General features: G+C 71.7%; 13 protein-coding genes, 2 tRNA genes and 1 pseudogene. 9 read left to right on the top strand and 7 right to left on the bottom strand.

What is annotated here, in order from left to right; all coding sequences use genetic code 11:
- The first annotated feature begins 71 nt into the window (after positions 1-71).
- The 6 genes from ispD to ACIGWZ_RS14400 all read left to right on the top strand — a co-directional run bounded on the left by ispD (position 72) and on the right by ACIGWZ_RS14400 (position 6,363).
- Entirely contained in the window at positions 72-818 is a 747-nt protein-coding gene (gene ispD, locus ACIGWZ_RS14425; protein WP_400064233.1) for a 2-C-methyl-D-erythritol 4-phosphate cytidylyltransferase, read from the top strand.
- Complete coding sequence (ispF, locus tag ACIGWZ_RS14420; protein WP_400064231.1) at positions 805-1,338, top strand: 2-C-methyl-D-erythritol 2,4-cyclodiphosphate synthase; 534 nt, start codon at positions 805-807, stop codon at positions 1,336-1,338. The genes ispD and ispF overlap by 14 nt, the downstream gene beginning before the upstream one ends.
- Positions 1,339-1,533: 195 nt before the next feature.
- Positions 1,534-1,938 (top strand): PPOX class F420-dependent oxidoreductase, encoded by a 405-nt coding sequence (locus tag ACIGWZ_RS14415; protein ID WP_400064229.1) that lies wholly within the window; start codon positions 1,534-1,536, stop codon positions 1,936-1,938.
- 134 nt (positions 1,939-2,072) lie between these two features.
- Positions 2,073-3,464, top strand: a complete 1,392-nt coding sequence (cysS, locus tag ACIGWZ_RS14410; RefSeq protein WP_400064227.1) for a cysteine--tRNA ligase — start codon at positions 2,073-2,075, stop codon at positions 3,462-3,464.
- A gap of 152 nt (positions 3,465-3,616) precedes the next feature.
- Positions 3,617-4,567 carry a 23S rRNA (guanosine(2251)-2'-O)-methyltransferase RlmB gene (rlmB, locus tag ACIGWZ_RS14405; protein ID WP_400064225.1) on the top strand — a complete coding sequence of 317 codons (951 nt, stop codon included), beginning with the start codon at positions 3,617-3,619 and terminating at the stop codon, positions 4,565-4,567.
- 164 nt (positions 4,568-4,731) lie between these two features.
- A complete protein-coding gene (locus ACIGWZ_RS14400; protein ID WP_400064223.1) occupies positions 4,732-6,363 on the top strand; it encodes a DoxX family protein in 1,632 nt (543 codons plus the stop codon).
- 177 nt (positions 6,364-6,540) lie between these two features.
- On the opposite strand, the gene ACIGWZ_RS14395 is transcribed toward ACIGWZ_RS14400, so the two are convergent.
- The 3 genes from ACIGWZ_RS14395 to ACIGWZ_RS14385 all read right to left on the bottom strand — a co-directional run bounded on the left by ACIGWZ_RS14395 (position 6,541) and on the right by ACIGWZ_RS14385 (position 9,127).
- Complete coding sequence (locus ACIGWZ_RS14395; RefSeq protein WP_400064221.1) at positions 6,541-7,269, bottom strand: NDP-sugar synthase; 729 nt, start codon at positions 7,267-7,269, stop codon at positions 6,541-6,543.
- A gap of 30 nt (positions 7,270-7,299) precedes the next feature.
- Positions 7,300-7,725 carry a hypothetical protein gene (locus ACIGWZ_RS14390; RefSeq protein WP_400064219.1) on the bottom strand — a complete coding sequence of 142 codons (426 nt, stop codon included), beginning with the start codon at positions 7,723-7,725 and terminating at the stop codon, positions 7,300-7,302.
- A 265-nt stretch (positions 7,726-7,990) separates the two neighbouring features.
- Positions 7,991-9,127, bottom strand: coding sequence for an ABC transporter ATP-binding protein (locus ACIGWZ_RS14385; RefSeq protein WP_400064217.1), 1,137 nt, complete (start codon positions 9,125-9,127; stop codon positions 7,991-7,993).
- 206 nt (positions 9,128-9,333) lie between these two features.
- On the opposite strand from ACIGWZ_RS14385, the gene ACIGWZ_RS14380 reads away from it, so the two are divergent.
- Positions 9,334-9,407, top strand: a tRNA-Thr gene (locus tag ACIGWZ_RS14380).
- 68 nt (positions 9,408-9,475) lie between these two features.
- Here the strand turns inward: ACIGWZ_RS14380 and xerC are convergent.
- Positions 9,476-10,491, bottom strand: a pseudogene (xerC, locus tag ACIGWZ_RS14375) (tyrosine recombinase XerC).
- Positions 10,492-10,610: 119 nt separating this feature from the next.
- On the opposite strand from xerC, the gene ACIGWZ_RS14370 reads away from it, so the two are divergent.
- Positions 10,611-10,832 (top strand): hypothetical protein, encoded by a 222-nt coding sequence (locus ACIGWZ_RS14370; RefSeq protein WP_400064215.1) that lies wholly within the window; start codon positions 10,611-10,613, stop codon positions 10,830-10,832.
- Between the two features lie 350 nt (positions 10,833-11,182).
- A tRNA-Tyr gene (locus ACIGWZ_RS14365) sits at positions 11,183-11,266 on the top strand.
- 155 nt (positions 11,267-11,421) lie between these two features.
- Here the strand turns inward: ACIGWZ_RS14365 and ACIGWZ_RS14360 are convergent.
- Genes ACIGWZ_RS14360 through ACIGWZ_RS14350 form a run of 3 tightly spaced genes read right to left on the bottom strand, consistent with a single transcriptional unit; the run spans position 11,422 to position 14,011 of the window.
- Positions 11,422-12,672 carry a beta-ketoacyl-[acyl-carrier-protein] synthase family protein gene (locus tag ACIGWZ_RS14360; protein WP_400064212.1) on the bottom strand — a complete coding sequence of 417 codons (1,251 nt, stop codon included), beginning with the start codon at positions 12,670-12,672 and terminating at the stop codon, positions 11,422-11,424.
- Positions 12,669-12,938: an acyl carrier protein gene (locus ACIGWZ_RS14355; RefSeq protein ID WP_400064211.1), complete on the bottom strand. Its 270-nt coding sequence runs from the start codon at positions 12,936-12,938 to the stop codon at positions 12,669-12,671. Before ACIGWZ_RS14355 ends, ACIGWZ_RS14360 begins: the two co-directional genes overlap by 4 nt.
- Positions 12,911-14,011: a beta-ketoacyl-ACP synthase III gene (locus ACIGWZ_RS14350; protein WP_400064209.1), complete on the bottom strand. Its 1,101-nt coding sequence runs from the start codon at positions 14,009-14,011 to the stop codon at positions 12,911-12,913. Before ACIGWZ_RS14350 ends, ACIGWZ_RS14355 begins: the two co-directional genes overlap by 28 nt.
- Positions 14,012-14,017 lie beyond the last annotated feature (6 nt).

The raw sequence follows: 14,017 nt of genomic DNA, 5'->3' as shown, positions 1-14,017 counted from the left end.
TACCCACCTCGGCCGAGGAAACAAACCTGTCTGCGCCAATTCCGGGCTCGCCCCGGACTCCGGAGCCATCGATGTCAGATCCCTCCCGCCCGATCCGCACCGCCGCCGTGATCCCCGCCGCCGGCCGTGGCGTCCGGCTCGGCCCCGGCGCCCCCAAGGCGCTGCGCGCACTGGGCGGCACCCCCATGCTGGTGCACGCCGTCCGCGCGATGGCCGCCTCGCGCGCCGTCTCCGTCGTCGTGGTGGTCGCCCCGCCCGACGGCGCGCCCCAGGTCCGCCACCTCCTCGACGAGCACCCGCTCAGCGACCGCACCGACCTGGTGGTGGTCCCCGGCGGTGAGACCCGCCAGGAGTCCGTACGGCTCGGGCTCGCGGCCCTTCCGGACGCCATCGACGTGGTGCTGGTGCACGACGCGGCGCGCCCGCTGGTCCCCGTCGAGACGGTCGACGCGGTGATCGCGGCCGTCCGTGCCGGCGCGCCCGCCGTCGTCCCCGCGCTGCCGCTCTCGGACACCGTCAAGCAGGTCGAGCCGCAGCCGCAGGGCACCCCCGAGCCCGTCGTCGGCACCCCGGAGCGGGCCCTGCTGCGGGCCGTGCAGACTCCGCAGGGCTTCGACCGGGAGACCCTGCGCAAGGCGCATGACACCGTCGTCGAGGGCGAGGGCGCCACCGACGACGCCGGGCTGGTCGAACGGCTGGGGCAGCCGGTCGTGGTCGTCCCCGGTCATGAGGAAGCGTTCAAGGTGACCCGGCCGCTGGACCTGGTCCTGGCCGAGGCCGTACTCGCCCGTAGGAGGGCCACCGATGGCTACGTCTGAGTCGGCCCCCCACGCCACGGCCCCCGAGGCCGGCGGCCTCCCCGGCCTCCCCCTCGTGGGCATCGGTACGGATGTGCACGCCTTCGAGCGCGGCCGCGAGCTGTGGTGCGCCGGGCTGCTCTGGGAGGGCGAGGAGTACGGCCTGGCGGGGCACAGCGACGGGGACGTGGCCGCGCACGCCGCCTGCGACGCGCTGTTCTCCGCGGCCGGCGTCGGCGACCTCGGCGCGCACTTCGGCACCGACCGCCCCGAGTGGTCCGGCGCCTCCGGGGTGACGCTGCTGGCCGAGGCCGCGCGCATCGTACGGGCCGAGGGCTTCGCGATCGGCAATGTCGCGGTGCAGGTCATCGGCGTACGGCCGAAGGTCGGCAAGCGGCGGGACGAGGCGCAGAAGGCGTTGTCGGCGGCGGTCGGGGCGCCGGTCTCGGTGTCCGGGACGACGTCTGACGGGCTGGGGCTGACCGGCCGCGCCGAGGGCCTGGCGGCGGTCGCCACGGCGCTGGTGGTCCGTACGGGCTGAAGCGGCGGACGCCCCGCGCGCCCTTTGCCGGGCGCGCGGGGCCGCCGGGCCGGTTCCGAAAGACGTCGGCCGCGGCGGGAATGCCGCGCCCCGTACGGGTGTTGATGCGGGCGACGGAGTATGTGCACCCCGTGGTCCGGCCGGGCGCCGGATCGGCGGGGCGCAACGGAACGGCCCCGTAGGAAGGACGTGCTCGTGACTGCCACCCTCTCCGACGACCTCAAGAAGCTCCTCGACACGCCGGTTTTCGTGACCGTGGCGACGATCCAGCCCGACGGCAGCCCTCAGATCTCCCCGGTCTGGGTGAAGCGGGACGGCGACGAACTGCTGATCTCGACGACCGTCGGACGCCGCAAGGAAGCCAACATCCGGCGCGACCCGCGCGTCTCGGTCGTCGTCCAGCCCTTCGACGCGCCGTACACCTATGCCGAGGTGCGCGGCGCCGCCTCGCTCACCACGGAGGGCGGGCAGGAGCTGATAGACGAGCTGTCGCGGAAGTACACCGGCAAGCCGTACGCCGAGTTCAACCCGGCGGCGGGCGAGGACGGCGAGCGGGTCGTCGTACGGATCACCCCGCGCAAGGTGGTCGGCCGGGTATGAGCGGCGGCCGCGGATGAGCCGGAACCGGCCGGCGGGCCGCTGATACTTCCGGCAAAACGGGGCAGTGTCACGGTTCTGTGTCCCCGTGGCCGACGGGTCACGGGGCACTCCTTCCTTCCGACTACCCTGGTTCCGTGACGATTCGCCTGTACGACACCAGCGCCCGGCAGATTCGCGATTTCATCCCGCTCACGCCGGGCTGTGTCTCGATCTACCTGTGTGGTGCCACCGTGCAGGCCGCCCCGCACATCGGGCACATCAGGTCGGGACTGAACTTCGACATCATGCGCCGCTGGTTCGCCTACCGCGGCTATGACGTCACCTTCGTGCGCAATGTGACGGACATCGACGACAAGATCATCCAGAAGTCGGCCGAGCAGGGCCGCCCCTGGTGGTCGATCGGCTACGACAACGAGGTCGCCTTCAACGCGGGGTACGACGCCCTCGGCTGCCTGCGCCCGACGTACGAGCCGCGCGCCACCGGCCACATCCCCGAGATGATCGAGATGATGCGCGGCCTGATCGAGCGCGGTCACGCCTATGCAGCCGACGGCAACGTCTACTTCGACGTGAAGTCCTTCCCCGGCTATCTGGACCTGTCCAACCAGGACCTGGACCACCTCAGGCAGCCGTCCGGCGAGGGCGAGACCGGCAAGCGCGACTCCCGCGACTTCGCGATGTGGAAGGCCGCCAAGGAGGGCGAGCCCAGCTGGGAGACCCCCTGGGGACGGGGCCGGCCCGGCTGGCACCTGGAGTGCTCGGCGATGGCCCACAAGTACCTGGGCGAGGCGTTCGACATCCACGGCGGCGGCATCGACCTGATCTTCCCGCACCACGAGAACGAGATCGCGCAAGCCAAGGCCTTCGGCGACGGCTTCGCCCAGTACTGGACCCACAACGCCTGGGTGACCATGGGCGGCGAGAAGATGTCCAAGTCGCTGGGCAACTCCCTGCTCGTGAGCGAGATGGTCAAGCGGTGGCGCCCCATCGTGCTGCGCTACTACCTCGGCACCCCGCACTACCGCTCCATGATCGAGTACAGCGAGGAAGCGCTGCGCGAGGCCGAGTCCGCGTTCGCCCGTATCGAGGGCTTCGTCCAGCGGGTCGTCGAGAAGGCCGGCGTCGTCGAGCCCGCGGCCGAGGTGCCGCCGGCGTTCGCCGAGGCGATGGACGACGACCTGGGCGTCCCGCAGGCGCTGGCGATCGTGCACACCACCGTCCGGCAGGGCAACTCCGCGCTCACCGCCGACGACAAGGACTCCGCGGTGGCCCGGCTGGCCGAGCTGCGGGCGATGCTCGGGGTGCTCGGCCTGGACCCGCTCGACGAGCGCTGGTCCGGCGGCGCGGAGCGCGGCGAGGACCTGCACGGCGTGGTGGACTCCCTCGTACGGCTCGTCCTCGACCAGCGGCAGTCGGCCCGCGCCCGCAAGGACTACGCGACCGCCGACGCCATCCGCGACCAGCTCCAGCACTCCGGCCTCGCCATCGAGGACACCCCCTCCGGGCCCCGCTGGTCGCTGTCCTGAAACGCGTCCCACGGCGCGTCCCGAAGCCTGTCGCAACCCCCGGCCACCAGCCGGATTCGCCCTTCCCGGTGGCCGCGGGCGACACTCAATCCATACGTACGTACCCACTCCACGTCGCGAGACGTCGAGAGCAGTGAAGAAACAGGTGACCCATGGCCGGCAACAGCCAGCGCAGGAACCGCCGCACGTCCAACAAGAAGGGCGCGCAGGTCGGCAGCGGCGGCAAGCGGCGCCGGGGCCTGGAGGGCAAGGGCCCGACCCCGCCCGCCTCCGCACGCAAGGGGCACGTCAAGAACCGCGTCGCCAACGCCAAGGCGAAGCACTCCGCCAAGCGCCCGGCCCCGCGCCGCGGCGGCGCCAAGGGCACCGCCGAGCTGGTGGTCGGCCGTAACCCGGTCGTCGAGGCGCTGCGCGAGGGCGTGCCCGCCACGACGCTCTACGTCCAGCAGTTCATCGACAGCGACGAGCGGGTGCGCGAGGCGCTGCAGCTCGCCGCCGACCTCGGGCTGAACCTCATGGAGGCGCCGCGGCCCGAGCTGGACCGCATGACCAACGGCCTCAACCACCAGGGCCTGGTCGCGCAGATCCCGCCGTACGACTACGCGCACCCGGAGGACCTCGCCGCCGCGGCCTTCGACGAGGGCGAGGACCCGCTGATCGTCGCGCTGGACGGCGTCACCGACCCGCGCAACCTGGGCGCGGTCGTCCGCTCCGTCTCCGCCTTCGGCGGCCACGGCGTGGTCGTGCCGGAGCGCCGGGCGGCCGGAATGACGGCCGGTGCCTGGAAGACCTCGGCGGGCACCGCGGCCCGTACGCCGGTCGCCCGCGCCACCAACATGACCCGGGCCCTGGAGGCGTACCAGAAGGCGGGTCTGACGGTTGTCGGCCTGGCCGCGGACGGGGAGCTGGAGCTTCAGGACGTCGAGGCGCTGGACGGCCCGGTCGTCATCGTCGTCGGCAGCGAGGGCAAGGGCCTGTCGCGGCTGGTCGGGGAGACCTGTGACGTACGGGTGCGGATCCCGATGCCGGGCGGCGCGGAGTCGCTGAACGCCGGTGTCGCGGCCGGTGTCGTCCTGTGGGAGGCGGCGCGCCGCCGCGGCTGAGCGAGGGCTGTCCCGGGCGGGAAGGCATCACGCCGCAGCCCGGGGCAAAGCCTGACCCTCCGTATGAATTCCGGGTGACTTTCGCGAATCCCCCGCGTCCTTGACGGGTCTCGGACAGAGATAACCGGTCAAGGCAGTGTCTTAACCGCGGGTCACTCGGTTAGATGAGCGTGGACACCAGAACACCCCGCACGCCTACGGGGGGACGCTCGCCGGGCTACGAGGACGAGCCCATCCTGAGCTCGGTCAAGGTGCCGTGCGATCCCGCGCAGGTCATTGTCAACCACGCCAGTTTCCGAGTGCAGCTCGCCGGACCCGTATCGGGCGCGGTGGGCAACACCATGGCCGACACCGCGCGCATCCCCGTCATCCGGGGGTCGTCCGCCCCTGCCAGACGGCGGGCGCCCGTGGTGTGGAGCGGCCGTACGACACCCGGCGGCGCGGCCGGCGCCACCACCCAGCTCCTGCACGCGGTGCGCAACGCGGGCATCGGCCTGGACAGCGGCCAGGGCGAGGACGTCGGGACGACCCAGGTCCTGCCCCGGGTCCGCGTCGACGACGCCCGCGCCTCGACCGTGGTCGGCCAGCGCAGCCCCCTCGAATCCAACGACACCCTGCTGCGCGGCGTACGCCCCGTGGGCAGCGCCTACGGCGACACCGCATACAACGACGGCGGTCGCGCCGACGACGATTACGACGACGACGGCTACGACGACGACCACTTCGAGGCCCGGGACCGCTACGACGGCAAGCGGCGCGGCGCCGACTCCGTACGCCACGCCTACTACCCCGGCCGCCGGATGAACCTCGGCGTCGTCCTGCTGCCGCTGCGTATCTTCCTCGGCCTGATCTCCGTCTACGCCGGCATGGGCAAGCTCTGCGACCCCGTCTACTTCGACGGCGGCGAGCGGGGCTCGATGGTCAAGTGGCTGCTGTCGCTGGACCCCTGGGCGCTGGCCGTGCCGCTGCGCGACTTCGCCGTCTCGCACCCGGTCGGCGCCGGTCTGACCGTGGCCTTCCTCCAGGTCGTCGTCGGCGTCCTGACCATCTGCGGGCTGTGGCAGCGGGTCGCCGCGTCCATCGGGACGCTGCTGTCCGCGGCGCTGCTGATGACCGTCAGCTGGCGCACGGTCCCGGCGTACGACGCCCCCGACATCATCTACCTCGCCGCCTGGAGCCCGCTGATCATCGCGGGTGCTCCGGTCTACTCCATGGACGGGCGGCTGGCCGGCGAGGCCTGGCGGCGGCTCGGCCCGCGGGTCGAGGTCGGCGAGCTGCGGCGCCGGGTGCTGCGGCGCGGCGCCGCGATGACCGCGGTGGTGGCCGGGCTGACCCTGCTCATCGGGTCGCTGCTCGGCGGCGCCGTACGGTCCGCGACGGTCGCGCCGGTACCGCGTCCCGGCGAGCCCGCGATCAACAACCTGCCCGGTTCGCCGCTGCCCCGCACCGGCAAGAAGGCCACCCGGCCCGGCCAGCACCGCACCGGCACGGGCATCCCGCGGCGCCGCGGCACGCCCTCCGCCGACGCCTCGCACAAGGCGGGCAAGCGGAACCGGCCGTCCGCCTCGACCGCGCCCACCGCCGGCACCACCAGCGGCATCGTCCAGCCCGGCGGCGCGACCACCAGCGGCCCGCCGCAGCAGACCGTCCCGTCCCGCACCTCCGCCCCCCGCCACATCACGCCGAGCTCCGGCGGAACGGGCGGCGGCACCACGGGCGGCGATACGAGCAGCAGCCCCTCGGGCTCCGGCAGCGACTCCGGCCGCGGCAGCACGCTGGGCGGCCTCCTGGGCTGACCCACCCGGACCGACCGCACCGGACATGCGCCCGTCCCCGATCACCGCAAGGGTGGTCGGGGACGGGCGTGTGTACGGACCGGAATGCACCGGAATACGGGGCGGGGTGCGCCACGAGCCACGTTCGCAGGCCCGGATCTCGACCCGGGCCTCAACCCCGGGGGCGGGCCTGGGGGTTCAGCCCGGCTGGGTCCCCAGCTCCTTGGCGGCCTCGGCGAGGTCCTTGGCGGTGTCGATGGCGCGCCAGTAGGCCCCGTGCGGGAGCGGATAGCCGGCCAGGCGGCGCTCGCGGGCCAGACGGGGGAAGGTGGTGCGCTCGTGGTCGCCGCGGTCCGGCAGCAGGTCCCTGAAGGCCGCGGAGAAGGCGTAGACGCCCGCGTTGATGAGATACGGGGAGGGCGGGGCCTCGATGAAGTCCAGGACGTGTCCGAAGGCGTCGGTCTCGACGGCGCCCCAGGGGATCCGCGGGCGGGCCAGTGCGAGGGTGGCCTCGGCGTCGCGCTCGTGGTGGAAGGCGGCCATCTCACGGAGCGGGAAGCGGGTCCAGATATCGCCGTTGGTGGCGTACCAGGGCTCTTCCGGGCGGGGGAGGAAGGCGGCGGCGTACTTGAGTCCGCCGCCGCGGCCCAGCGGCTCGGTCTCGACAACGGTCGTGACGCGCAAGGGCAGTTCGGACCGGTCCAGCCAGACCTGGAGCACTTCGGCGAAGTGGCCGCAGGAGATCACCGCGTCGGTGACGCCTTCTTCGGCCAGCCAGTTCAGCTGGTGGCCGATGATCGGGGTCCCGGTCCCGGGGATCTCGACCATCGGCTTGGGCCGGTCGTCGGTGTACGGGCGAAGTCGCGAGCCCTGGCCTCCGGCCAGGATCACGGCCTGCGTGGGAAGGGGATGGGGGGCGTCTGCCATGGTTCGCACCCTATGCGGTGCGGGCCGGGGTCACTGGGCGGCGGCGACGCCGGTGGCGAAGGAGGTGTCGCAGACCGGACGGGAGTACTCCTGGGCGCGGTGTGCGGCACCGTACTTGGCGACCGCGGCGCGGCCGAGGAAGCGGGCGATGGAGGCGCAGTGCTTGGCCAGCGAGGGCCGGGCGTTCATCTCCTCCTGGAGGTGGGTGAGGGCGACGCCGGGGTTCTTCTCCTGGAGGTCCAGCAGGAGGCGGTCGCGGAGGATGTCCTGGGGCGCGCGGGCGGCCTGCGGGGCGGCCGCGACGGCGGCCTTACCGGAGGACGCGGTGAGCACCTGCGATTCGGCGGCCTTCGACGCCCACGGGACGCGGGTGACCGCGAGAGTCCCGGAGAGTACGAGGACGACGGGCAGGACAAGGGCGAGGGTTCGGCCGATGCGGCGGGCTGCGGAGTTCACGGTGGTGATGGTAGCGAGGAGTGATGATTTGGCGACATTTGGTCACCTTATCGGGGGACGAAATGGCTCGTCGGTGCGGTTATGAGGTTGACGCATCGGTGCGAAAAGCCGGTTCTGTCGGGGTATTTGTCGACGGGTTCGGGCGTGGCGGGTGTACGAGGTCCGGTGGCGGGGCAGGGCCGCGCCGGGCGTCACCCTCCGCTACGGACAACGGCGGCGGTACCGGGTACGGACCCCGGTACCGCCGCCGTCGATGCGCTCCGTGCTAGTCGCTGAGCCGCTCACCCGTGGATGTCGAGAAGACATGCGTCTCACCCGGCGTCGGCACCACGTGCAGCTGGGTGCCCTTCGCCGGGACCTGGCGGCCGTTGACCCGTACGACCAGGTCCTTGACCTCGCCGCCGACCTCCGCGGTGCCGTAGACATAGCCGTCGGCGCCCAGCTCCTCGACGACGTTGACCGTGACGGCCAGACCCGCCGGCGCGTCCGCGGACTCCTTGGACAGCGCCTTCGCCGCGGCGCCGTTCTGCTCCACGATCGCGAAGTGCTCGGGCCGTACGCCCACGGTCACCGTACGGTCGCCCTTGTCGCTCGCCGCGGCCAGCGCCTCCCGGTTGACCGGCACGACGCTGTTGCCGAACTTCACGCCGCCGTCGGTGATCGGCACCTCCACCAGGTTCATCGCCGGCGACCCGATGAATCCGGCGACGAAGAGGTTGGCCGGACGGTCGTACATGTTCCGCGGCGAGTCGATCTGCTGCAGCAGCCCGTCCTTGAGGACGGCCACCCGGTCGCCCATCGTCATGGCCTCGACCTGGTCGTGGGTGACGTACACCGTCGTGATCCCCAGGCGCCGCTGCAGCCCCGCGATCTGCGTACGGGTCTGGACGCGGAGCTTGGCGTCCAGGTTGGACAGCGGCTCGTCCATCAGGAACACCTGCGGCTCCCGGACGATCGCCCGGCCCATCGCGACCCGCTGCCGCTGACCACCGGAGAGCGCCTTGGGCTTGCGCCCCAGGTACTCCGTGAGGTCCAGGATCTTCGCCGCGTCCTCGACCTTCTGCCGGATCTCCGCCTTCGGCACCCCGGCGATCTTGAGCGCGAAGCCCATGTTGTCGGCGACCGTCATATGCGGGTACAGCGCGTAGTTCTGGAACACCATCGCGATGTCCCGGTCCTTCGGCGGCAGATGGGTGACGTCGCGGTCCCCGATGCGGATGGCGCCTCCGTCGACGTCCTCCAGCCCCGCGAGCATCCGCAGAGAAGTGGACTTGCCGCATCCGGAGGGGCCGACGAGGACGAGGAATTCGCCGTCCTCGATAGCGATGTCGAGCTTGTCGACGGCGGGCTTGTCGGTACCCGGGTAGATACGGGTTGCCTGGTCGTACGTGACCGTAGCCATGATGATGAATCCCTTCACCGGCAGGAACGTGCCGGACGATCCGAGTAAAAGGAGTGGAGTAGTCCACCGCGGCGGACTGGCCGTGACGCTACCCGCGGCGGGGCCCGGTGTCAGTAGCCCCGAGGTCACGAAATCTCCCCGCCCCCCGAGGCCGGCGAAATAGGGCGACAGGCATCCGGGAGGCCTGGGTACACTTCTTCCGGCACGCCTCCTTAGCTCAGCTGGCCAGAGCACCGCTCTTGTAAAGCGAAGGTCGTCGGTTCGAATCCGACAGGGGGCTCTGAGCGTGAACAGGGACGAAGCCCCGGGCGAGTGATCGTCTGGGGCTTCTGACATCTACGGCTGACATCAACGCGGACGGTCACGCACGAGCGATCCGCCCCGCCGCTTCAGTAGCCGGTCCATGTGGCTGATCGCTTCCCGCTGGGTGTCTTGCGCCGCGTGTGTGTAGACGTCCATGGTCAGGCTGATCTGGCTGTGGCCGAGGATCTCCATCAGGACGCGGGGGCGACGGCGGCCGCGGTGAGCAGGGTGGCGCAGCCGTGCCGGGCGTCGTGGAGACGGATCGGGCGGAGGCCGGCCGAGGCGGTGAGTCGGGAGAACGAGCGGTTCAGGTTCCGCGGCTCGATGGGGCGACCGGAACGGGTGGTGAAGACGAGCCCGGCCGGGTCCGGCTTGGTGCCGCGCTTCTCGGCGTCGTGGGCGATGCGCTGGACCTGGTTGCTGATGCGGATCACGCGGGCGTCGAGGTCTACGTCCGACCAGCGCAGTCCGAGGACCTCACCGCGGCGGAGGTCCATCGCGATGGCGAGGACGAAGGCCGCGTAGAGCGGATCACGGCGGGCCTCTTCCAGAAAGGTCAGCGTCTCGTCCAGCGTCCTGGGTGTTGTCTCGCGGCTGACGACCTTGGGGGCCTCTACGGGCGAGGCGACGTTGCGGGTGATCAGCTCCTCGCGGGTGGCCGCTGTCAGGGCCGTACGGAGCACTTGGTGAGCTTCCTTGGCTGTTGCGGGGGAGGACTTGCGGGCGACGTCGGCGAGGAACACCCGGACGTGGCGTGGTCCAAGGGTCTCCAGTCGCTTCGTGCCGAGCAGAGGCACGAGGTAGAGCCGCACGTGCATGGCGTACTTGCTGTACGTGCTGCGCTTCCGGTTCGGCTTGATCACGTTGTCCAGCCAGTACGGCAGCCATTCGGAGAGCTTGGCGGAGCGGGTGGGCACGGGGATTCCTTCGTCGACCTTGGCGAGGAGTTCGCGGCGTTTGGTGTCGCATTCGGTCCAGGTCTTGCCGTAGGCGAACGTGCGGGTGCGGGTGCCGTCGGGCTGGAGGACGTAGACGGCGGCTTGGCAGTGGCCGTCATGCAGCCGGCAAGGTAGCCCACCTGCCTCGCTCCCCGAGCGGTTCCTGCCGTCCGGGGCGGTGCCGAGCTTCGGACGTGGACCGGCACAGCCAACGGGATCCACGTAGGCGCATACTGGGGGCAATGACAAAGCCCGCTGCACCCAAGCGTCATTTGCCTACCAGCCCCTTCAAGGCCTCGGTCTCGTCGGCTCCCGAGCACTTCGCCATGGGCGACCAGGTCACACACGACATGTACGGCCTCGGCCGGGTGATCGGCGTCGAGGACGGAATCGCGGCGCTCGTGGATTTCGGCTCGGCGCAAATGCGGATCTTGAGCCCGTACGCCAAGATGACCAAGCTGTAGGACCGCTGTGCCCGGTCACGGCATGACAGGCCCCTTCGGGGACCTTGCAACGAAAGGAAGATCTCTCATCGATCTGACGTCGCTGTTCTCCGCCCCGGAAGGGCAACCCCGCTGTTCCACTGCGGCATCGCCGCCTCCGACGACAAACCCCTTCCAGGCCCCGGACTTCGGGGAAGACGAGACCTTCCTACCCGAAGAGGTAGGGCCCGCCTCGTAATGCCTGGGGCAGCCTGCTGAGCTGTACAGCAGTGGAGTACAGCAACCGCGGCGGCTTCAATCGGCTGTCATCACCCCTGAAGGCCAGTTGGTCAGACGGGATGACCTCGGTACGACACGAAGTGGATCTGTTCGCCCTCATGGAAGTTGGCGACCCCGGCGATCCTCTGATCGGGCTTGTAAAGCGAAGGTCGTCGGTTCGAATCCGACAGGGGGCTCTGAGTAGGAGCGTCCGAGGTGCGGAGTTTTCGCGGCGGGCGTGGTGATCGGCCCCGGACCCGGTGTCCGGGGCCTTTTGCGTGGGTGGGGTGTGGGCGGATGCGGGGCCGTGGTGTGAGGAGGGGCGTGCCCGTACGGCGTTCGGGGGCCTTGGCTAGGTGGTTGGGCGGAAGGCGAGGACGGTGTTGTGGCCGCCGAAGCCCGAGGAGTTGCTCAGGGCGAGGCGGATGCGGTGTCTGCGGGGGGTTTCGGTCACCAGGTCCAGGTCGAGGTCGCTCAGTTCCGGATCGGGGTGTCGGAAATTGGCGGTGGGTGGGGCGAGTTGGTGCTCGACGGTCAGGACGGTGAGGGCGGCTTCGATCGCGCCGGCGGCGCCCATGGTGTGTCCTGTGACGCCCTTGGTCGAGGTGACGGAGGGGCGCGCGGGGCCGAAGACCTGGTGGAGTACGCGGGCTTCGGTGCGGTCGTTGAGGGGGGTGCTGGTGCCGTGGGCGTTGATGTGGTCGACGTCGAGCGGGGTGGCGTCGGCCGTGCGCAGCGCCTCGTAGAGGGCCAGCCGTAGTCCGTGGCCCCCGGGGTCGGGCGCCACGGGCCGGTGTGCGTCGGCGGAGGCGCCGTAACCGGCGAACCGGGCGTGGAGCGGAGCGCCCCGGCTCAGGGCGTCGGTGTGCCGTTCCAGGACGAGTACGCCGGCGCCTTCCGCCAGGACGAAGCCGTCGCGGTCGGCGTCGAAGGGGCGGGAGGCGGTGGCGGGGTCGTCCCGGCGCCGGGAGAGCGCGCCCATTCTGGCGAACGCGGTGGCGCACATGGGGGTGACCATGGCGTCGGCGCCGCCGGCGATCGCGATGTCGCATGCGCCGCTGTGCAGGAGCAGCGCCGCGGTGATCAGCGCGGTGGCACCGGACGCGCAGGCCGTGGCCGTGTGCAGTACGGGGCCCTTGGCGTGCAGGGCGATCGCCAGCTGCCCGGCGGCCATGTTGGGCAGGAAGGCGGGCAGCGTCAGCGGGGAGACGGTGCGGGCTCCGGTGTCCAGGAACTTGCGGTGCTGGTCCTCGTACATGCCGACCCCGCCGGCCGCCGAACCGAGGATCACCGCGACCCGGCTGCCGATCCAGGCGGTGGGGTCCAGGCCTGCGTCGTCCACCGCTTCCTGGGCCGCGGCCAGCGCGAACTGGGTGAAGCGGTCGTGCCGCCACGGCCGGGAACCGCGTACGTGCACGCGGGGGTCGAAGCCGGGTACCCGGCAGGACAGGGAGACCGGGAGCCCGGCGAGCGCGGGGTCGAGGGCCGCGGTCGGCTCGCCGGCGCAGACGCGGGCCCAGGTCTCCTTGCTGCCGATGCCCGCCGGGGTGACCAGGCCGATGCCGGTGACGGCGAGGGCGTCCCGCCGGGGGAAGCCGATCACCGGTCGGCCCTCGGCTCCGTTGCGTTCCGCTCGGCCGGGAGCTGCGCGGCTACGGCCCCGGCGAACTGCCCCAGCGTCATCTCGGCGGCGGATTCGTCCTCTTCCAGCGGGACTCCCCAGTGCTCTTGGAGGGTCACATACAGCTCGACGATCGCGAGGGAGTCCAGTTCCAGGTCGCCGAGCGGGACGGCGGGGTCGAGCTGGTCCTCGGTGACCTCGAATTTGTCGGTGAGGACGGTCACGAGGTGGTCGTAGACAGTTTCCATGGGGTCCTCCGGTGCGGGGGTGGGGTTGCGGAGACGGGGGCCCGGGTTTCGGGGGCCAGGGTGTGCGGCCGGGTGTCGGGCCATCGCAGGGCGACCGATCCCCAGGTCAGGCCGCCGCCGAAAGCGGTGAGCAGGGTGCGCCCGCCGGGGCGGACGGCCTTGCGGGCCGCGGTGGCGGCCAGGGCCAGGGGGATGGACGCCGCGGCGGTGTTGCCGACCTCGCGGATGTTGCCGAAGCGGTACTGGGGGGCGACGCCGATCCGGTCGGCCACCGAGTCGAGGATGCGCTGGTTGGCCTGGTGGCCGATGAAGGCCGCGAGGGTGTCGGCGCCCCAGCCGGCCCGCTCGAGTGCGGCGTTGGAGGATTCGGTCATCCGGCGGACGGCCTGGCCGTACACCTCGCGTCCGCTCATGCGGAAGTAGCGGGAGTCGCGGTTCAGCCGCGCCGAGGTGTCGGGCTGCCGGGAGCCGCCCGCGCTGATGGCGATCAGGTCGCTGCCCGCGCCGTCCGCTCCCAGGTCGACGGCCACCACCGCGCCGGGCTCGTGGCCTTCGCCGGCGCGCAGCAGCACGGCACCGGCGCCGTCGCCGAAGATCACCGCGGTGTCCCGGTCCAGGGGGTCGATGATGGTGGAGTACGTCTCGGCCCCGATCACCAGCGGTCGGGCGCAGACGCCGGTGCGGACCAGCGAGGTGGCGAGGGCCAGGCCGTAGACGAAGCCGGAGCACACGGCGGCGAGGTCGAAGGCCGGCACCGGCCCCAGGCCCAGCCGGTGCGCCACGTCCGGCGCGGTGCCGGGGCAGCGCCGGTCGGGTGTGGTGGTCGCCAGCAGGACCAGGTCCGCCGGGGCGCGGGCGGACCTCAGGGCGGCCCGGCCCGCGGCCACCGCGAGGTCGCCGGTGCTCGTACCGGGCTCGGCCTGGCGCCGGCGGGCGATGCCGGTACGGGAGCGGATCCAGGCGTCGGTGGTGTCCAGGACGCCCCGGCGCGCCACGTCGTCGTTCGACAGGATGCGGGGCGGCAGGCAGGAACCGATTCCGCTGATCACGGCGGTGGGGGTGGGCTCGGTCATCGCGTG

It is taken from the genome of Streptomyces sp. NPDC053427, from assembly GCF_044544985.1.
Lineage (GTDB): Bacteria > Actinomycetota > Actinomycetes > Streptomycetales > Streptomycetaceae > Streptomyces.
The sequence above is the reverse complement of the archived record's forward strand: the minus strand, read 5'-3'. Positions and strand labels throughout refer to the sequence as shown.